The organism is Streptomyces sp. NBC_00377, assembly GCF_036075115.1.
Lineage (GTDB): Bacteria > Actinomycetota > Actinomycetes > Streptomycetales > Streptomycetaceae > Streptomyces.
Genome location: NZ_CP107958.1, coordinates 6,334,245 through 6,353,251 on the forward strand (window position 1 = coordinate 6,334,245; position 19,007 = coordinate 6,353,251).

General features: G+C 70.8%; 17 protein-coding genes. 8 read left to right on the top strand and 9 right to left on the bottom strand.

Going from position 1 to position 19,007, the window contains the following annotated elements; all coding sequences use genetic code 11:
• Positions 1-21 precede the first annotated feature (21 nt).
• Both OHS71_RS28175 and OHS71_RS28180 read left to right on the top strand, forming a co-directional pair.
• The gene (locus OHS71_RS28175) at positions 22-795 is read left to right on the top strand and encodes an IclR family transcriptional regulator (RefSeq protein WP_328482116.1); all 774 of its coding nucleotides are present in this window, start codon (positions 22-24) and stop codon (positions 793-795) included.
• The gene (locus OHS71_RS28180; RefSeq protein WP_328482117.1) at positions 792-1,652 is read left to right on the top strand and encodes an SMP-30/gluconolactonase/LRE family protein; all 861 of its coding nucleotides are present in this window, start codon (positions 792-794) and stop codon (positions 1,650-1,652) included. The genes OHS71_RS28175 and OHS71_RS28180 overlap by 4 nt, the downstream gene beginning before the upstream one ends.
• A gap of 145 nt (positions 1,653-1,797) precedes the next feature.
• Here the strand turns inward: OHS71_RS28180 and OHS71_RS28185 are convergent, their stop codons facing one another.
• Genes OHS71_RS28185 through OHS71_RS28195 form a run of 3 tightly spaced genes read right to left on the bottom strand, consistent with a single transcriptional unit; the run spans position 1,798 to position 5,082 of the window.
• Positions 1,798-3,201, bottom strand: coding sequence for an NAD(P)/FAD-dependent oxidoreductase (locus OHS71_RS28185; protein ID WP_328482118.1), 1,404 nt, complete (start codon positions 3,199-3,201; stop codon positions 1,798-1,800).
• Positions 3,194-4,462: an MAB_1171c family putative transporter gene (locus OHS71_RS28190; RefSeq protein ID WP_328482119.1), complete on the bottom strand. Its 1,269-nt coding sequence runs from the start codon at positions 4,460-4,462 to the stop codon at positions 3,194-3,196. The genes OHS71_RS28185 and OHS71_RS28190 overlap by 8 nt, the downstream gene beginning before the upstream one ends.
• Positions 4,459-5,082: a toxin-antitoxin system, toxin component family protein gene (locus OHS71_RS28195; RefSeq protein WP_328482120.1), complete on the bottom strand. Its 624-nt coding sequence runs from the start codon at positions 5,080-5,082 to the stop codon at positions 4,459-4,461. Before OHS71_RS28195 ends, OHS71_RS28190 begins: the two co-directional genes overlap by 4 nt.
• A gap of 278 nt (positions 5,083-5,360) precedes the next feature.
• Here OHS71_RS28195 and arfA point away from each other — a divergent pair, with 278 nt between their 5' ends.
• The gene (gene arfA / locus OHS71_RS28200; RefSeq protein WP_328482121.1) at positions 5,361-6,875 is read left to right on the top strand and encodes an arabinosylfuranosidase ArfA; all 1,515 of its coding nucleotides are present in this window, start codon (positions 5,361-5,363) and stop codon (positions 6,873-6,875) included.
• 86 nt (positions 6,876-6,961) lie between these two features.
• Here arfA and OHS71_RS28205 read toward each other — a convergent pair whose 3' ends face one another.
• The gene (locus OHS71_RS28205) at positions 6,962-7,714 is read right to left on the bottom strand and encodes a GbsR/MarR family transcriptional regulator (RefSeq protein WP_328482122.1); all 753 of its coding nucleotides are present in this window, start codon (positions 7,712-7,714) and stop codon (positions 6,962-6,964) included.
• 222 nt (positions 7,715-7,936) lie between these two features.
• On the opposite strand from OHS71_RS28205, the gene OHS71_RS28210 reads away from it, so the two are divergent.
• From OHS71_RS28210 to OHS71_RS28230, 5 genes are all read left to right on the top strand, one after another.
• A complete protein-coding gene (locus tag OHS71_RS28210) occupies positions 7,937-8,605 on the top strand; it encodes a DUF4097 family beta strand repeat-containing protein (RefSeq protein WP_328482123.1) in 669 nt (222 codons plus the stop codon).
• A 37-nt stretch (positions 8,606-8,642) separates the two neighbouring features.
• Entirely contained in the window at positions 8,643-9,626 is a 984-nt protein-coding gene (locus OHS71_RS28215; protein WP_328482124.1) for an ATP-binding cassette domain-containing protein, read from the top strand.
• Positions 9,623-10,432, top strand: a complete 810-nt coding sequence (locus OHS71_RS28220; protein ID WP_328482125.1) for an ABC transporter permease — start codon at positions 9,623-9,625, stop codon at positions 10,430-10,432. The genes OHS71_RS28215 and OHS71_RS28220 overlap by 4 nt, the downstream gene beginning before the upstream one ends.
• 140 nt (positions 10,433-10,572) lie before the next feature.
• Positions 10,573-11,031, top strand: coding sequence for an RrF2 family transcriptional regulator (locus tag OHS71_RS28225; RefSeq protein ID WP_328482126.1), 459 nt, complete (start codon positions 10,573-10,575; stop codon positions 11,029-11,031).
• Between the two features lie 357 nt (positions 11,032-11,388).
• Complete coding sequence (locus OHS71_RS28230) at positions 11,389-12,039, top strand: DUF4360 domain-containing protein (RefSeq protein WP_328482127.1); 651 nt, start codon at positions 11,389-11,391, stop codon at positions 12,037-12,039.
• A gap of 168 nt (positions 12,040-12,207) precedes the next feature.
• Here the strand turns inward: OHS71_RS28230 and OHS71_RS28235 are convergent, their stop codons facing one another.
• From OHS71_RS28235 to mmsA, 5 genes are all read right to left on the bottom strand, one after another.
• Positions 12,208-12,975: an intradiol ring-cleavage dioxygenase gene (locus OHS71_RS28235; protein ID WP_328482128.1), complete on the bottom strand. Its 768-nt coding sequence runs from the start codon at positions 12,973-12,975 to the stop codon at positions 12,208-12,210.
• A 148-nt stretch (positions 12,976-13,123) separates the two neighbouring features.
• Positions 13,124-14,869 carry a pyridoxal phosphate-dependent aminotransferase gene (locus tag OHS71_RS28240; RefSeq protein ID WP_328482129.1) on the bottom strand — a complete coding sequence of 582 codons (1,746 nt, stop codon included), beginning with the start codon at positions 14,867-14,869 and terminating at the stop codon, positions 13,124-13,126.
• Positions 14,870-15,030: 161 nt separating this feature from the next.
• The gene (locus OHS71_RS28245) at positions 15,031-16,080 is read right to left on the bottom strand and encodes an aldose epimerase family protein (protein ID WP_443047075.1); all 1,050 of its coding nucleotides are present in this window, start codon (positions 16,078-16,080) and stop codon (positions 15,031-15,033) included.
• A 100-nt stretch (positions 16,081-16,180) separates the two neighbouring features.
• Positions 16,181-17,428: a multiple monosaccharide ABC transporter permease gene (mmsB, locus tag OHS71_RS28250; protein WP_328482130.1), complete on the bottom strand. Its 1,248-nt coding sequence runs from the start codon at positions 17,426-17,428 to the stop codon at positions 16,181-16,183.
• Positions 17,425-18,975, bottom strand: a complete 1,551-nt coding sequence (gene mmsA, locus OHS71_RS28255) for a multiple monosaccharide ABC transporter ATP-binding protein (protein WP_328482131.1) — start codon at positions 18,973-18,975, stop codon at positions 17,425-17,427. The genes mmsB and mmsA overlap by 4 nt, the downstream gene beginning before the upstream one ends.
• Between the last annotated feature and the right edge of the window lie 32 nt (positions 18,976-19,007).

The following is a 19,007-nucleotide window of genomic DNA, read 5'->3' on the forward strand; positions in this document are numbered from 1 at the left end:
AACAAAGGGAGGGGGCCGGTTGTGGGACGCCTCGTACCTGCCGTGACCCGAGCGCTCGACATCCTCGAGCTCTTCCTCGACGGAGACGGTTCGCTCTCCGCCCCCGACATCGTGCGCAAGCTCCAGCTTCCGCGCACCACCGTGCACGAACTGGTGACCACGCTCTCGGCGCGGTCGTACATCGTCGGCGTTCCGGGACAGCCCGGACGCTACCGCCTCGGGGTACGTCCGTACCAGCTCGGCAGCCGCTACGCCGAGCAGCTCGACCTCGCCGCCGAGGGTCAGCAGGTCGCGCGGTCCGTCGCTGAGACGTGTGACGAGACGGTGCACGTGGCGATCCTGGAGGGCGCCGACGTCATCTACATCGCCAAGGTCGACTCCACGCACGCGGTCCGGATGGTCTCGGCCGCCGGACGTCGCCTTCCCGCCCACTGCACCTCCGTCGGCAAGATGCTGCTGGCCTCGCTCCCGGAGCCGGAGCTCAGCGCGCGCATCCCCGACGACGCCGACCTGATCCGGATGACCCCGAACAGCATCACCGAGCCCGGCGCCCTGCGCGAGGCCCTGGCGGAGATCCGGGAGCGGGGCGTCGCGGTCGAGAGCCGCGAGTCCAATCCGGACGTGAGCTGCGTGGCGGCTCCGGTGCGCGACCGCACGGGGCAGGTCGTCGCCGCCCTGTCCATCTCCGTGCCGATGATCCGCTGGAGCGAGGAGCGCCGCGTCGAACTGGAAGAGCTCGCCGCGAAGGGCGCCGCCGAGCTGTCCGAGCTCCTGGGCTACCGGAGCGTGGCATGACGACGACCGGCGCGGCCTGGGAGGTGGCGGTCCGCGCCGAGGCGGCCCTCGGCGAGGGGCCGACCTGGGACCCGGCGGCCGGCCGCCTGCTCTGGCTGGACATCCTGGGCTCCCGCCTGCACGGCTACGACCCTTCCACGGGCCGTCGCACGGTGCGGGTGACCGACCAGCACGTGGGCGCGGCCAAACCCCGCGCGGGGGGAGGGCTGGTCCTCAACCTGCGGGACGGCGTGGGCCTCCTCGACCCCGACGGCGGCTTCCGCTGGCTGCACCACCAGCCGGTTCCCGGCCGCCGCGCCAACGACGCCGCCGTCGCCCCGGACGGCTCCCTCTGGGCCGGCACCATGCGCTACGACGAGGCCCCGGGCGGCGGCACGCTGTCCCGGCTCACCGGCGACGGCCCGGCCGAGCTGATCCTCGACGACGTGGCGGTCAGCAACGGGACGGGCTGGAGCCCGGACGGCACGCTGATGTACTACGTCGACTCGCCGACCCGCCGGGTCGACGTCTTCGCGCACTCGGCGGACGGGCGGGTGAGCGGCCGCCGCCCCTTCGTCACGATCGAGGACGGCGCGGGCTTCCCCGACGGCCTCACCGTGGACGCCGACGGCTGCGTGTGGGTGGCGCTCTGGGACGGGGGAGCGGTCCGCCGTTACACCCCGGAGGGCGAACTCGACCGGGTGATCGTCCTCCCGACCCCCAGGATCACGGCCTGCGCGTTCGGCGGCGCCGGCCTGACGGACCTGTACATCACGACCGCGCGCGTGGGCCTGACGTCACCGCACCCGGTGGCGGGCTCGCTCCTGGTCGTACCGGGAGCGGGCAAGGGCCTCCCGCAGCCGGCGTTCGCGGGCTGAACGGACGGACCGGGGACGGAACCGACCGACCGCCGTGCGGGCCGGTTCCGGGCCAGGCCCATCCTGAGTGGGGCCGCCCCGTAACGGATCCGCCGCCGAGCGGGCCGGGTCCGAGCGGGCCGGGTCCGAGCGGGCCCGCTCCCGGCTACTCCAAGCCCGCTCGCTTCAACTCGTCCCCGGTCAGCGGGGGTCCGTTCAGGGCCGGTTTCAACGGGCCCAGCGCGGCCGCGAGCAGCACCGACGGACTCAGCAGCACCTCCGGCCCGCGCTCCAGCGACGTCACGTCCGTCACCCGGCGGGCGATCCGTCCGTTGCCGGTGGCGGTGAGCATCAGGCGTCCCACGTACGCGGCCACCAGCCGGTCCCGGGCCGTGGGCCCTTCCTCCGTCGCGCCCTCACAGAACACGTCCTGGCCGACGGCGAGGTCCCACGCGGTGCCCACCGGGCGGGCCACCGCCTTCTGGATCCGCCGGGACAGTCCGGCGGCGCCCCACCCGCGCCGGCGCACCACGTCCCGAAGGATCACCGCGCTCTGGGCGGCGACGGCGAGGCCGTGGCCGTAGAGCGGGTTGTACGCGGCGAGGGCGTCCCCGACGACGACGAAGTTCTCCGGCCACGCCGGCATCCGCTCGTAGAAGTGGCGGCGGTTGACCGTGGCGCGGGTGAACGACACCCCGGACACCGGCTCGGCCTGCTCGAGGAGCTGCCCGATGACGGGGTGGCGCAGTTCCTCGCGGGCGAAGCGGAGGAAGTCGTCGTCGGCGGCCGAGGGCTCGCCGCCCCGGGTGCCATTCAGGGTGACGATCCAGTGGCCGTCCTCGATGGGGAGCAGGAACCCCGCCCGCCCCGGCACGTCCTCGCGCGGGTCGGGCTGCACGTTGACGACCGGGTAGCCGGAGCGGGCCTGCTCGGGCGCGCGGTAGAGACGGCTGGCGTACGCCAGCCCGGCGTCCACCTCACGCCGCTCCACCGCGGGCAGCCCCAGCTCCTCCAGCCACCGCCCGGCCCGCGACCCCCGCCCGGTCGCGTCGACCACCAGCCCACCGGACACCACCCGCTCCTGGGAACCCCGTGCCCGCACCCGTACCCCGGTGACCGTGCCCGCGTCGCCCTCCAGGCCCAGGACCTCGGCACCGGAGAGCAGTTCGATCCGGTCGTCCATGAGGACCTGGGCGCGGATCGTCGCGTCCAGGAGGTCGCGGCCGGCCAGGATCACGTGGTGGGACTCGGGCCAGCGGCGGAACCAGCCGCGTGCCCCCATGACCACCATGTCCGTCGTGACCGGCGTCCGGCGGGCGCCGGCGGCCCGGAGGGCCTCGGTGACGCCCGGCAGCAGTTCCTCCACCGCCCGTACCCCGCCCGACCACAGCATGTGGGCGTGGCGGGCCTGGGGCAGGCCCTTGCGGGGGGCGGGCCCGTCGGGCAGCGCGTCCCGCTCGACGACGACGACCCGTTCGGCGACGCCGGCCAGTGCGCGTGCCGCGAGCATGCCCGCATGGGATCCCCCCAGGACTACGGCGGTTCTGGCGGGGTTGGAGGGCTCACTCATGCGTGGACATGCTCTCTGCCGGGGCGGCCGCGTGGGCACGGACCGCCTGGATGTCGTCGGGGTGGCGAAGTACGTGGGACACGGCCTGGATCTCCCGCAGGAGGTAGGTGGTGTCCGGGCGGGAGGAGCCGGACGGGGCGGTGGGAGAGGTGGAGGAGGCGGGGCGCTCGGGCTCGGCGGCCGCCGACGGCTCGGCGGACTCCGGTTGCCGCAGGGCCCGTTGCCGGGCGTCCAGCGCGTCCAGGAGCGTCACGGCGGCGGCGAGCGCCTGCGCCCGGCCGCGCTCGAAGCCGAGGGCGACGGCGGCCTTGTAGGACCGGGCGCGCAGGTCGTCGTCGAGGTGCCGGGCGAGCTGGAGCAGCGCGTCGCGGATGAACGTCTCGCGGCGGATCAGGCGCAGTTCCGGCGTGGCCCGCAGGGCGAAGGGCTCCCGGGCGCCGGTGACACCCCTCATCAGCCGGGACAGGGGCTTGAGGCTCCGGTGCCGGCGGCGGACCCGCCACCGCTCCTGGAGGTACTGGCCGGCGTGCGGCACGATGAAGCCGATCGCGACCAGGGTGGCGGCGATACAGGCGGCCGACGGGGCGATGTTGGTGTTCAGCCAGTCCAGGTCGTGCCCGGTCCAGCGGGCCCCGACGGCCGTCAACTTGGCAGCGCTGAACAGCAGGTTCGTGACGTAGCCGGCTCCCAGGAAGCGCAGTCCCCAGCGCAGCCAGGCGTCGAGGCCCTCGGTGCGGCTCCAGTTCCAGACGAGCCGGGCGGTGACCGAGCAGGCCACCGTGTGCGCGAGCAGGTAGAGCAGGATCTCCTCGCGCATGAAGGGCGTGTTGGCGTAGTAGGTGTCGAGGTCCTGGATCTGCTCCACGGGCACGTCGGCGAGCGCGAAGAGCACCCAGAGGGCGACGACCACCGCCGCGTAGACGGAGACCACCCAACGGGTCGCGCGCCGGGTCTGGGCCGAACGCTCGCTGCGGCCGTTGCGCCACGCGATGATCAGCAGCAGCCAGGACGCGGAGAGCGCGGTGAGCAGGGAGTACACCCAGGGTGCCGCGATGTTCGGCACGCCGGTGACCCGGTTGGTCCAGGCGATGGTCTTCGGGGCCGCGAAGACGAACACCGCACAGGCGAAGATCAGCAGCCCGCCGACGGCACGCAGCAGCGGGTCGCGCCAGAGTTTGAGGATGCTGGGCAGCTTGATGGCGAGGGCCGCGCCGAGGACCACGGTGGGCAGCCAGAAGGAGACGTACAGCCCGTGGTTCACCGCGCCGTGCCCCTGCGCCCGCGATAGCCGAGGGTCCGCTGGACGGCGGCCGTCTCCCCGTCCGGGCCCGCGGCGGCCGGTCCGCAGTCGGAGAGGTAGCGCCGGAAGCGGGCGGCGAGCCGGTGGCCGAAGTCGTCGGCCTCGGCCTCCTCGTCCTCCCGGGAGCCGTTGCGGGCGGCGACGGTCAGCGCGAGGGAGTCCCAGCCGGACCGGCCGGCCAGGACACCGGCCGCCACCGTGCCGACGCCGTGGTGGTGGTGCCGGTGACCTGCGTGCAGGTGCCACAACTCATGGCCCAGGATGACCAGTTGCTGGACGTCCTCGGCGCGTTCCTCGACGATGACGAGGTCGAAGTCATGGAACTCCACCCACAGTCCGGTCACTTCGATCTCGTCGGGGAACCTCTCGAACCGCACCTCGACGGGCCGCCCGCCGCGCCGCGCCGACATCTCCTCGCACAGCACCCGGCACACGTCCCGCACACCGGCGGGCCGGCCGGGGCGCGCCCGTACGGCGGCGGAGAGATCGCCGGTCAGCTCGCGCATGGCCGGTCCGGTCCTCGGGCGCCGCAGCGCCGAGCCGATCCGGGCCGCCCTCCCGAGCGCGCCCGCGATGTCCATCAACTCCCCCTCCTCGACCGCCCTGCGGCAGCCCGCTCGAGCCTACGCGGCCGGTTGTGCTCACGTCACGGGAAGTTTTCGCGGGGGTGTTGCAGGAAAGCGCTGTCAGAGAACGCGTCGAAACCATTGACGGGCGGGCACATCGATTTTACGGTCCCGTTCGAAGTCACGAGCACAATCCGAAATATCGAACCAAGCCGAACGGTGAACCGCGCGAACCAGCCACGGACCCACCCGTGACCGCCTACGGACAAGCACCCCCTCCTCGAAAGGCGTACATGCGCACCGCACGACTGACCCTCGACCCCGCCTTCACCATCGGCGAAGTCAACCCCCGGCTTTTCGGCAGCTTCGTGGAACATCTCGGGCGCTGCGTCTACACCGGCGTCTTCGAGCCCGGCCACCCGACCGCGGACGAGGCGGGACTCAGGACCGACGTCCTGGACCTGGTCCGCGAACTCGGCGTCACCGCCGTCCGCTACCCCGGCGGCAACTTCGTCTCCGGTTACAAGTGGGAGGACTCGGTGGGCCCCGCCGAGGACCGTCCGCGCCGCCTCGACCTGGCCTGGCGCTCGACGGAGACGAACCGTTTCGGCCTCTCCGAGTACATCGCCTTCCTGCGCAAGATCGGCCCGCAGGCCGAACCGATGATGGCGGTCAACCTCGGCACCCGCGGCGTGGCGGAGGCCCTGGAGCTCCAGGAGTACGCCAACCACCCGTCAGGCACCGCGCTCGCGGAGCGGCGCATCGCGCACGGCGACAAGGACCCCTTCGGCATCCGGCTGTGGTGCCTGGGCAACGAGATGGACGGCCCCTGGCAGACCGGCCACAAGACGGCCGAGGAGTACGGCCGTCTGGCCGCCGAGACGGCCCGCGCGATGCGCCAGATCGACCCGGCCGTCGAACTCGTCGCGTGCGGCAGTTCCAGCCAGTCGATGCCCACGTTCGCCGACTGGGAGGCCAAGGTCCTGACGGAGACCTACGACCTGGTCGACCACATCTCGCTGCACGCCTACTACGAACCCCACGACGGCGACCTCGACTCCTTCCTCGCCTCGGCGGTGGACATGGAGTCGTTCATCGAGAACGTCGTCGCCACCTGCGACCACGTGGGCGCGAAGCTCAAGTCGAAGAAGAAGATCAACCTCTCCTTCGACGAGTGGAACGTCTGGTACCTGTCGCGGTGGGAGGAGCACGCCCGCACCGCCGACCCGGCCGACTGGCCGGAGGCCCCACGGCTGCTGGAGGACAACTACAGCGTCATGGACGCGGTCGTCTTCGGCTCGCTCCTCATCGCGCTGCTGAGGCACGCCGACCGGGTGACGGTCGCCTGTCTCGCCCAGCTCGTCAACGTCATCGCGCCGATCCTCACCGAGCCGGGCGGCCCGGCCTGGCGGCAGACGACGTTCTTCCCGTTCGCCCAGGCGTCGAAGCACGGCCGGGGCACGGTCCTCGACGTACGCGTGGACTCACCGACGTACGAGACCGCCAGGTACGGCGAGGCGGACCTGCTGCACGCCACCGCCGTGCGCGCCGACGACGGCACGGTCACGGTGTTCGCCGTCAACCGCAGCCGTACCGAGGCACTCCCCCTCCACATCGGTCTGACCGGCCTCGACCTGACCTCGGTCGTCGAACACAGCGTGCTCGCGGACGCCGATCCGGACGCCCGCAACACCCTCGCCGATCCCGAGCGGGTGGCCCCGCACGCCGCCGAGGGCACCGCGCTGACGGACGGTGGCCTCACCGCGACGCTGGAGCCGTTGTCGTGGAACGTGATCAGGCTGGCTTGACCGGGACCGGCCCGACGTGGCCGGGCCAAGGAGAGTGAACGCCGATCGCCGGCCGGTCCTGCCCGACCGGCCGGCGATCTGTTCGCTCATCCCTCGGCCGGCTGCTCACCGCTGCCGTCCGGGGCGGCCTCGGCTTTCGTGTGGAGGACCTCGCGGGCCTGCTCGGCGGCGCGCAGGGTGCTCTCGCTGACGAAGTCCACGAAGCGGGCGATGTTCTCCAGCCGGGTGCCGGCCGGGGTGTCGGGGCCGAGGATGCGGACGCCCTGCCGTGAGGTCTCGACGACCTGGGCGAGGGACCGGGCGCTGGCGACCGTCGCCTGGTACCAGACGTCGTCGTCGATGACGTAGCGCTCGCGGCGGCGGTCGTCGCGCTCCCGGCGGGCGAGCCCCTGGCTCTCCAGGAACGTGATCGCCTTCGAGATGGACGCCGGGCTGACCTGGAGGCGCTGGACGAGTTCGGACGCGGTGAGGCTGCCCGTGTCCGTGGTGTAGAGGCAGACCAGCACCCGGGCCATCATCTTGGGCAGGCCCGACTGTATGAAGACGGTGGTGAGCGTCTCCTCGTACTCGCGCACCGCCTCGGCGTCGCGACCGTGGGCCGGCGGGGCCGCCTGCGTCCCCCGGGGCGCCGCCGGCCTGCGCTGGTGGGCGCGGCGTTCGGTGGCGCGGTGGGCGAGGTCGGCGCGGTAGGCGGTGGGGCCGCCGTTGCGCATGACCTCACGGGTGATCGTCGAGGTGGGACGGTCCAGCCCTCTGGCGATCTCCGCGTAGGCGAGGCCGTCGGCCAGGCCCGACGCGATCTGCTGGCGCTCCTGCTGCGTGAGCCTGCCTCCCGGCATCGCGATCTCCTCCGTCGTTCATGAGGCCTCCAGCATAGCGTTCAGTTCTGAACCATTGCAACGCGCTAGGTCCCGGTTGTTGCGTTAGCTTCCAATCCATTGCAACGAAATAGTGGCCTTGAACTGCAAGTATGGTAACCGGATGCAATGAATGTGTTGCTGAATCTATGAACGCAACGTAGCGTTTCCCTCATCAGAAACAACGCACCGAAGGAGCGCACGATGCAGAAGTTCGCCACCACCGCCCCCGTCTCCGCCGTCCTCGCCCTCTCCGCGGGACGCATCCGGATCATCGCCGCCGACCGGGCCGACACCACGGTCGAGGTCCTGCCCGCCGACGCCTCCAAGGCCCGCGACGTGAAGGCGTCGGAGCAGATCACGGTCCAGTACGCCGACGGCGTCCTGCGGATCGAGACCGCGCCGGCGAGGAACCGGATCCTCGGCACCACCGGCTCCGTCGACGTGACCGTCCAACTCCCCGCCGGCTCCCACGTCGAGGCGAAGGCGGCCGCCGCCGAGTTCCGGGGCGTCGGCCGGCTCGGCGACGTCGTCTTCGAGGGCGGCTCCGGCGCGGTCAAGCTCGACGAGGCCGACAGCGCCCGCCTCGCCGGCCTCGACGCCGACATCACCGTCGGCCGCCTGAACGGGCCCGGCGAGATCAGCACCCAGAAGGGCGACCTGAACATCACCGAGGCCGTGCGCGGCTCGCTCGCGCTGAGCACCCGGATGGGCGACATCACCGTCGGCGCCGCCCGCGGAGTCTCCGCCTCCCTGGACGCCGGCACCGGTCACGGCCGGATCGACAACTCGCTGAAGAACACCGACGGCACCCCCGGCCTCGTCATCCGCGCCACCGCCACCCAGGGCGACATCACCGCCCGCAGCCTCTAGACCTCCGCCCCGCAGCCTTTCGAAGGAGCCCCCTCTCATGACCAGCTTGGCCATCGCGGCGAACGGGCTGCGCAAGTCCTACGGCGACAAGGTCGTGCTCGACGGCATCGACCTGGCGGTCCCCGAAGGAACGGTCTTCTCCCTGCTCGGGCCGAACGGCGCCGGCAAGACCACCGCGGTCAAAATCCTCTCCACCCTCGTCACGGCCGACGCCGGTGACCTGCGCGTCGGCGGCCACGACCTCGCCGCCGACCCGCAGGCGGTCCGGGCCGCGATCGGCGTCACCGGCCAGTTCTCCGCCGTCGACGGCCTGATCACCGGTGAGGAGAACATGCTCCTCATGGCCGACCTGCACCACCTGACGAGGGCCGAGGGGCGCCGGGTCGCCGCCCGGCTCCTGGAACGCTTCGACCTGGTGGAGGCCGCGAAGAAGCCCGCCTCCACCTACTCCGGCGGCATGAAACGCCGCCTCGACATCGCCATGACCCTGGTCGGCAGCCCGCGGATCATCTTCCTCGACGAACCCACCACCGGCCTCGACCCCCGCTCCCGCCACACCATGTGGCAGATCATCCGCGAGCTGGTCCGCGACGGCGTCACCGTCTTCCTCACCACCCAGTACCTGGAGGAGGCCGACGAACTCGCCGACCGCATCGCCGTACTGAACGACGGCAGGATCGCCGCCGAGGGCACCGCCGACGAACTCAAGCGACTGATCCCCGGCGGCCACATACGGCTCCGCTTCACCGACCCGGCCGCCCACCGGACCGCCGCCGCCGCCCTGCGCCAGGTCACGGAGGTCACGAGCGACGACGAGAACCTGGCGCTGCGGATCCCCAGCGACGGCAGCCAGCACGCACTGCGCTCCCTCCTCGACCGGCTCGACACGGCCGGCATCGAAGCCGACGAACTGACCGTGCACACCCCCGACCTCGACGACGTCTTCTTCGCCCTCACCGGCACCGCCGAGGTCCCCCGCCGACCGAGCCAGCCCGACCAGCCCAAGGAGAACGTCCGATGAGCACCCCTGCGGCCACCCGCCCGGCCCGTGTCTCCCTCGCCGTCCGCGACTCGACCACGATGCTGCGCCGCAACCTCCTGCACGCGCGCCGCTACCCCTCCCTCACCCTGAACCTGCTGCTCACCCCGGTGATGCTCCTGCTGCTGTTCGTCTACATCTTCGGCGACGTGATGAGCGCCGGCATCGGAGGCGCCGACCGCTCCGACTACATCGCCTACATCGTCCCCGGCATCCTGATGATGACCATCGGCGGCACCGTCATCGGGACCGCGGTGTCCGTCTCCACCGACATGAACGAGGGCATCATCGCCCGCTTCCGCACCATGGCGGTCTACCGCGGCTCGGTGATCGTCGGGCACGTCGTCGGCAGTGTGCTGCAATGCGTCGCCAGTGTCCTCCTCGTCGGCGCCGTCGCCGTCGCCATCGGCTTCCGGTCCGCCGACGCCACGGCCGTGGAATGGCTGGCCGCGTTCGGGCTGCTCGTCCTCTTCGGCCTGGCGCTCACCTGGATCGCGGTCGGCATGGGCCTGGCCAGCCCGAACGCCGAGGCCGCCGCGAACAGCGCCCAGCCGCTCATCCTCCTGCCGCTCATCTCCAGCGCCTTCATCCCGGCCAGCACGATGCCGGGCTGGTTCCGGCCCATCGCCGAGTACCAGCCGTTCACCCCGGCCATCGAGACCCTTCGCGGCCTGCTGCTCGGCACCGAGATCGGCGACAACGGATGGATCGCGCTCGCCTGGTGCCTCGGTCTCGCGGTGCTCGGCTACCGCTGGTCGGCCGCGAGGTTCAACAGCGAGCAGAAGTAGGCGTCATGACGCCGCGGGCCACCTCCCGCGACCCGTCCCGACCGGGGCGGCGCACCCCGGCAGCGTGCCGGAGCGCGCCGCCCCGCCCGTGTCGCCGGCCGCGTCCTCGGCCTCGAGTCCCCTGACGGCACAATGGGCTCATGAGGATCTCGGCACGCGCGGACTACGCGGTACGGGCGGTACTGGAGCTCGCCGTGCGGCAGGGCGGCGACCCGGTGAAGGCCGAGTCGATCGCCGCCGTGCAGGACATCCCGCACAAGTTCCTCGAGGGGATCCTCGGAGACCTGCGGCGCGGCGGGATCGTCGACAGCCGGCGTGGCGGGGGCGGCGGCTACCGGCTGGCCCGCGACCCGGCGGCGATCACCGTCGCGGACGTGATCAGGGCGGTGGACGGCCCGATCGTGTCCGTACGCGGCGAACGCCCGACCGGTCTGTCCTACACGGGTTCGGCACAGCCCCTGCTTCCGCTCTGGATCGCCCTGCGGGCGAACGTCCGACGGATCCTGGAGGGTGTCACGATCGCCGACATCGCGGCGGACGCCCTGCCGGACCCGGTGCAGGCGCTGGCGGCGGAACCGGCGGCCTGGGAGAACCCGTAGCCGATCCATGGCACCGGGCGCCGCGGGCTGCCGCGGGGCTGGTCCGGACCGTGTCGGCTGTGGGGGCCCGAGGCTCGTTCCACGGTCCGGACCGTGTCGGCTGTTGGGGGCCCGAGGCTCGTTCCACGGTCGATCCACGCTGATCGCAAGGGAGTTCAGGGAGTGATCGACAAGGAGTGACCGGGTGTGAACGGGCCGTGGTGAATGGCCGGAGTTCGGCCTGGGCGCGCCCCACCGCTCTCCCTACGATGCGATCGCCCCGGTTCTTCACAGCAACTCCATTGATCCTGCACAGAGTTGCCGAGGGGACCCGGACGCGCATCCACCCCCCACCGATCCGAGCGAAGGACAGAGACCATGGCAAGTGGGCTGCTCCTGGGCGGTGCGGTCGCCGCTCTCATCACCGCGGCGATCCCCACGCACAACTCGTCCCCCGTGTTCGACAACCCGCCCCCGGACAAGATCGTCATCGACGTCGCCACGGTGAACGGCTCCGGCTGTCCCGCGGGCACGGCGGCCGTCGCCGTCTCCGAGGACAACACCGCCTTCACCGTGACCTACAGCGACTACCTCGCCCAGGTGGGCGGGGGTTCCAACCCCACGGCGTTCCGCAAGAACTGCCAGCTCAACCTGATCGTCCACGTCCCGTCGGGCTTCACGTACGCCATCGCCAAGGCGGACTACCGTGGCTACGCCTCGCTCCAGTCCGGCGCGAGCGCCGTGCAGCGGGCCTCGTACTACTTCCAGGGCTCGTCGCAGACGGTCTTCAAGAACCACAACTTCAGCGGCTCCTACAACGACAACTGGCAGGCGACCGACAGCACCGACTGGGCCCAACTGGTCTGGGCGCCCTGCGGAGTCCAGCGCAACTTCAACATCAACACCGAGCTCCGGGTGAACGCGGGCTCGTCCTCGCCGAGCAAGGTCAGCTTCATGACGATGGACTCCACCGACGGCGACCTCAGCACGGTGTACCACATGGCCTGGCAGCAGTGTCCGGGTAAGTAGGTCACCAAGGGGTCGCCCGGCTCCTTGCGGGGCCACTTGTTCCCGAACTCGCTCCCGTCTTCGCCGGCGTGGGGCTGATGGTTCGTGCCGCGCTCCCGCATGTCGCCTGGGCGTCACCGCGTACCCGGTGACGCCCAGGCGGACGAGGGAGTGATCAGGTGCGCCGGGTCAGCGCTCGACCCCGAGGGTCAGCGTTCCCGCGTAGCCGGACGAGGCCGAGCTGCCCAGGGCCGTCAGGGTCAGAAGGCCGGAAGCGGCGCCTCCGCCGTCGTAGACGGAGTCCCGGGCGAGAGTGGTGCGGGTGACCCTGTTCGCCGAGTAGGGGGAGAGCCTGCTGACGGCGGTAGTGATCGTCTCGCTGAAGTAGAGCTGGCCGGTGTGGAGTTCCTGGCCACCGGTGAAGGAGCCGTCGGGGGTCAGGGTGACGTTCGTGTGCACCTTGATGTGGACGTGGATGCAGCGGCCCACGTACCAGCCCGGGTAGATCGTGGTGATGTCGGCGACGCCGCTGGAGTTGGTGAGGACTCCACCGCGCAGGAAGGTGCCGTCGTCCGGTTCGCTGTGGCCGTTGGCGCCCACGAAGCCGGAATACTCGCCGAGGTGGTCGGCGTGCCAGACCTCCACGAGGGCGTTGGAGAGGGGCACGCAGGTGTCGTCGTCGACGACCGTGAGGGTCAGCTTGAGCGGGATCCCCGGCTTGCCTTCGGTGATGTCGGGGCGGACGTACTGTCCGTCGAGGTAGTAGGGGCCTTCGGTCATCTCCCTGGTGAGGGTGCAGACGGCCGCGGCGGCGACGGGGGTGGTGTCGGCCGCGTCGGCGACGGGGGCCTCGGGCGTGGCAGCGGCGCCTACGGCCAGGGCCGCTGCGGTCGCGCCCGAGGCGACGAGCACGGTGCGGCGCGCGACGGAGCGGCGCGCATCTGAAGTGTCTGTCATGAGCACGACACCGTAGGGACGGTTCCTGTCGACAGGCTGTCAGTCCGGCAAAGTGACAGCCCGTCAAGTTGCTTCCAGGGCAAGTGTCGACAGACGTCCCGGATGGCACAACGGTGCGCCGGCGCCCGGGGCGTCATGGTGCGAGGTGTCAGCCCGCCTGACCCATCCCCGCCGCGTTCGGCCAGCTCTGGGCGTTCGGCCAGCCGGTCGCCGCCGCGGGCGAGAGGCCGTTGGTGCCCCGGACCTGGGCGGCCGTGAGCCCGCCGCGGGCCGGGACGCCGGGCGGGGTCGGGCCCATCGGCGGGGTGGGCGCCGGTGCCATGGCGGGCGCCATCGCCGCCGGCGCCATGGCGGGGGCCATAGCGGCGGGAGCCATGGCAGGGGGTGCCATGGCGGGGGCCATCGCCGCCGGGGTCATCGCCGCGGGTGCCATGGCGGGAGCCATCGAGGCCGCCGGGGCCATCGGCGGAGCCGCGGCCGGGACGGGGGCGGGAGCCGGGACGGGCACCGACTGGGGGAAGATCTGGGCGGCGGCCGGGAGCGGCATCCCGGCACCGTCGGACGGCGGGGTCTGCGCCATCGCAGGGGCCATCGCGGGTTCGGGCATCGACATCGGGGCGGCGGCCGGGGCGGCCGCGACCAGCCCCGGCATCGCCATGCCCATGGCCTGAGCGGCAAGGCCGGGCATGCCTGCCCCGTTGGTGACCAGTCTGTCCACTGCCGCCGTGCCCGAGCTGTAGCCGGCGCCGGCGCTCAGCTCGGGTACGGCGGCTCCCCTCCTGGTCCCGTAGAGCACCTGTTCCAGGCCGGACACCAGGCGACGGACGTCCACCTGGGGGCGCACCACGAGCCGCAGGAAGCGGCTGGACGAGCCGATCTTGTTGCCGCACTCGCGGACCAGGATGCGGTGCTCGGCGAGCAGCCGGTCGCGGACCACGGTGCCCTCGGCGCCGACGGGAAGGCGCACGAAGAGGAAGTTCCCCTGGGAGGGGTAGACGGTCAGCCCGGGCAGCGCGCTGAGCTGACTCGCCATGTCGAGACGGTCCCGGCGCACCTGCACCAGGCTCTGCGCGTACTCGGGGCCGTGCTCCTTCAGCATGAACACCACGTACTCGGCGAAGGCGTTGAGGTTCCACTTCGGGAGCATCGAGCGGACCCGGCCGGCCAGCGAGGGGTTGGCGACCATGTAGCCGAAGCGGATGCCGTGCAGACCGAAGTTCTTGCCGAGGCTGCGCAGCACGATGACGTTCGGCCGGATCATCGCCTCCTGCACGACGCTCGGTTCCTGCTCCGCGTCCGCGAACTCCAGGAACGACTCGTCGATGATGATCAGGTCCAGGTCGGCCATCGCGTCCATGAACTGCACGAGCGCGCGCTTGTGCAGGAAGCCCCCGTCGGGGTTGTTCGGGTTGCAGATGACGGCGACCTTGGTTCCGCGGGTCCGGATGAACTCGGCGTACTGCGCGAGATCCAGGGCGAAGCCGCTGGACTCCTGGAGCGGGAACATGTCGACCCGCTTGCCGGTCTCCATGGGCTGGTCGGTCCAGCGGCCGAAGGTGGGCACGGGGACGGCGAGGGACTCGCGGACCAGCAGATGGTCGATCCAGGTGATCAGCTCGGTCGACCCGTTGCCCATCGCCACGGCCTGCGGCGGGAGTTGGAGCAACTGGCACAACTCTGCCGTGATCGTGTCGGCGCCGCTCGGGTAGTACGTGATGATGTCCCGCAGCCGCGCGGCCATGGTGTCCATCATGGCCGGGGTGGGGAAGTACGGGTTGCAGGGTATGCAGAAGTCCACCGGGCCGACCCCCTCGCCGCCCTCCCGTGTCAGCGCCGCCATCGACGGGCTGTGCGCCGCGGTGTTGCGGAACAACGAGGAGACGTTGTCGGCCATGGAACCTCCGTATGGGGCGGGCCCGGCGGGGACGACCGGGCCCGTCGTCATTGGGTGGCCCGCGCGGGGGAGCGCGGGCCGCTCTTACATACGGACGCTCCCGTGACGCTGTTCAACCGCTGAGAAATCGGTAAGAAGTTGTGGTTTAGCTGTGGAGGCGGTCAGGAGCCGAACGAGTGGATCGTCGTCGTCCGGTAGGTCTGCCCAGGTCGCAGCAGTGTCGAGGGGAACGCCGACTGGTTCGGCGAGTCCGGGAAGTGCTGGGTCTCCAGGCACAGGGCGTCGCCCTGACGGTAGGCGCGCCCACCGGTGCCGACGAGGGTGCCGTCCAGGAAGTTGCCGGAGTAGAACTGGAGCCCCGGCTGGTCGGTGGCGATCTCCAGGGTGCGGCCCGAACCGGGGTCGCGCAGCGTGGCCACATGCACCGGTTCGGCGGTGACGCCTTTGTCGAGGACCCAGTTGTGGTCGTAGCCCTGGGCCCGGACCTGCTGGACGTGACCGGCCCGCAGGCCGCTGCCGATCGTCCTGGGCTCGCGGAAGTCGAAGGGTGTGCCGGAGACCTCGGCGAGCTCGCCGGTGGGGATCAGTCCCGCGTCGGTGGGCGTGTAGCGGGCCGCGGCGATCATGAGTTCGTGGCCCTCGACGGTGCCCGCGCTCTCGCCCGCGAGGTTCCAGTAGACGTGACTGGTGAGGTTGACGACGGTGGCCCGGTCGGTGGTGGCCTCGTAGTCGACGCGCCAGTCGCCGCGCCCGGTGAGGGTGTACGTCACCTTCACGTCGAGCGTGCCCGGGTAGCCCATCTCCCCGTCGGGGCTGGTGCGGTACAGACGCAGGCCCGTGTCGGAGCCCTCGGTGAACGGTTCGACGTCCCACACCTGCCGGTCGAACCCGGTGGCGCCGCCGTGCAGGCTGTTCACGCCGTCGTTGACGTCGACCTGGTGGGCCTCGCCGTCGAGGGTGAAGCGCCCCTCGGCGATGCGGTTGCCGTAGCGGCCGATCAGCGCGCCGAAGTACGGCGTCCTGGCGACGTAGTCCTCGATGGTGTCGAAGCCGAGACAGACGTCGGCGTGGCGGCCGTGCCGGTCGGGGATCTCCAGGGACTGGACGATGCCGCCCCAGGAGAGGACCTTCATCCGGGTGCCGCCGTTCTCCAGCGCCCAGCTGTCGATCTCCGTGCCGTCGGCGAGCCTGCCGAAAAGCGTCTTCACCACGTCGTGCCCTCCCTGACCCGCCCGCCGGGCTCCCCGCCCGCGGTTCCCTGCCTGTCCGGAAACAGAGCGGGCCCCGCCTTCCGGCGGGGCCCGCTGTGGTTCAGGAACCTGACTTGCGCTTGTTCCAGACGTCGAACCCGACCGCGATCAGCAGGGCGAGGCCCTTGATGACCTGCTGCCAGTCGGTGCCGACGCTGAGGAGGTTCATGCCGTTGTTCAGCACACCGAGGACGAGACCACCGATGATGGCGCCGAGCACGGTGCCGACACCGCCGCTCATGGACGCGCCGCCGATGAAGGACGAGGCGATCGCCTCGAGTTCGAAGCTGAGGCCCGCCTTCGGCGAGGCCGCGTTCAGACGGGCGGCGACCACCAGACCCGCCAGGGCCGCCAGTACGCCCATGTTCAGGAAGACGAGGAAGGTGACCTTCTTGTCCTTGACGCCGGACAGCTTCGCGGCCGGCAGGTTGCCGCCGATCGCGTAGATGTGACGGCCGAACACGGCGTTGCGCATGACGTAGCCGTAGCCGACGACCAGCGCGCCGAGGATGATCAGGATGATCGGCGCGCCCTTGTAGCTGGCGAGCAGCATCGTGACGGTGAGGACCGCGGCGGAGATGGCGACGAGCTTGAGCAGGAAGAGGTTCCTGGGCGGCACCTCGAGCGAGAACTCCTGCTGACGCTTGCGGTCGCGGACCTCCTGGAGCACCACGAAGGCCAGCAGCGCGAAGCCCAGCAGCAGTGTCAGGTTGTGGTAGTTGGTCTCGGGACCGACCTCCGGCAGGAAGCCGTTGCCCATCTTCTGTAGACCGTCCGGGAACGGGCCGAGCGTCTGGCCCTTCAGGAACATCTCCGTCAGACCGCGGAAGATCAGCATGCCCGCGAGGGTGACGATGAACGAGGGTATGCCGAGATAGGCGATCAGGAAGCCCTGTGCCGCGCCGGCGGCCGCGCCGATCGCCAGGCACAGCACCAGCGCCAGCGGCCACGCGACGCCGTGCTGCACGGTCAGTACGGCCGCGAAGGCGCCCGTGAACGCCGTCAGCGAACCGACCGACAGGTCGATGTGACCCGCGATGATCACCAGCATCATGCCGATCGCGAGGATCAGGATGTAGCTGTTCTGCAGGACCAGGTTGGAGACGTTGCGCGGCAGCAGCAGGTCGCCGCCGGTCCACACCTGGAAGAGGACCACGAGCAGGCCGAGCGCGATCAGCATGCCGTACTGCCGCATGTTGCGCCGCAGCCCGTCCACGATCAGCTGCAGCAGCCCGCCGCCGGTGGCTGAGCCCCCGCTCTTCCCGGGCGGCGCCGCCGCCGGGCTCTTGTCGGTCACGTCCGTGCTCATCGCGTTACCTCTTTGTCCTTCGTCATCTGACGCATCAGCACTTCCTGCGTGGCCTCGGCCCGCGGGAACTCGCCCGTGAGCCGTCCGGCGGCCATCGTGTAGATGCGGTCGCACATGCCGAGCAGTTCGGGCAGCTCGGAGGAGATGAAGACGACCGCCTTGCCCTGGGCGGCCAGCTGGTCGATGACCGTGTAGATCTCGAACTTGGCGCCGACGTCGATGCCGCGCGTCGGCTCGTCCAGGATCAGCACGTCAGGACCGGCGAAGATCCACTTGCTGAGGACGACCTTCTGCTGGTTGCCGCCTGACAGCTTGCCCACCGGCTCGAAGACGGTCGGCGCCTTGATGTTCATCGACTTGCGGTAGCCCTCGGAGACCTGCCGCTCCTCGTGCTCGTCGACCACGCCCCGCTTGGCCACCTTGCGCAGGGCCGTCAGCGAGATGTTGCGGTTGATCGTGTCGATGAGGTTGAGGCCGTAGTGCTTGCGGTCCTCGGTGACGTACGCGATCCCGTGGTCGATCGCCTCGGCGACCGTCCTCGTGCGGATCTCCTTGCCGTCCTTGAGGACCGTGCCGCCCGCGTGCCGGCCATAGGTGCGCCCGAAGACGCTCATGGCGAGTTCGGTGCGGCCGGCGCCCATGAGGCCCGCGATGCCGACGATCTCGCCGCGGCGCACCTGGATCGACACGTCGTCGACCACCTTGCGCTGCTGGTCGATCGGGTGGTGCACCGTCCAGTCGCGGATCTCCAGGGCCGGGGCCGCGTCCTTCTCCGGGTCGTGCGGGGTGCGCTCGGGGAAGCGGTGGTCGAGGTCGCGGCCGACCATGCCGCTGATGATGCGGTCCTCGGTCGTCTCCGCCGACTTCACATCGAGCGTCTCGATGGTGTGCCCGTCGCGGATGATCGTCACCGAGTCGGCGACCTTGCGGATCTCGTTGAGCTTGTGGGAGATGATGATCGAGGTGATGCCCTGCGTCTTCAACTCCAGGATGAGATCCAGGAGTTTGCCGCTGTCCTCGTCGTTCAGCGCCGCCGTCGGCTCATCCAGGATGAGCAGCTTGACCTTCTTCGACAGCGCCTTCGCGATCTCCACGAGCTGCTGCTTGCCCACGCCGATGTCGGCGACGCGGGTCTCCGGGTGGTCGTCGAGACCGACCCGGCGCAGCAGCTCCGAGGCGTGCCGCAGGGTCTCCCGCCAGTCGATGAACCCGCCCTTGGCGTGTTCGTTGCCGAGGAAGATGTTCTCCGCCAGGGAGAGGTACGGCGACAGCGCCAGCTCCTGGTGGATGATAACGATGCCGTGCTGCTCGCTCGCCCGGATGTCCTTGAACTGGACGACCTCTCCCTCGAAGAGGATGTCACCGTCGTAGGTACCGTGCGGATGGACGCCGGAGAGCACCTTCATCAAGGTGGACTTCCCGGCGCCGTTCTCACCGCAGATGGCATGGACCTCGCCCTGACGGACGGTCAGTGTGACGTCCGACAGCGCTTTGACGCCGGGAAAGGTCTTGACGATCGAGCGCATTTCCAGGACGGGTCCCGCCATGGTCGTGCCTTCCAATCCGTAAGGTTCGACGC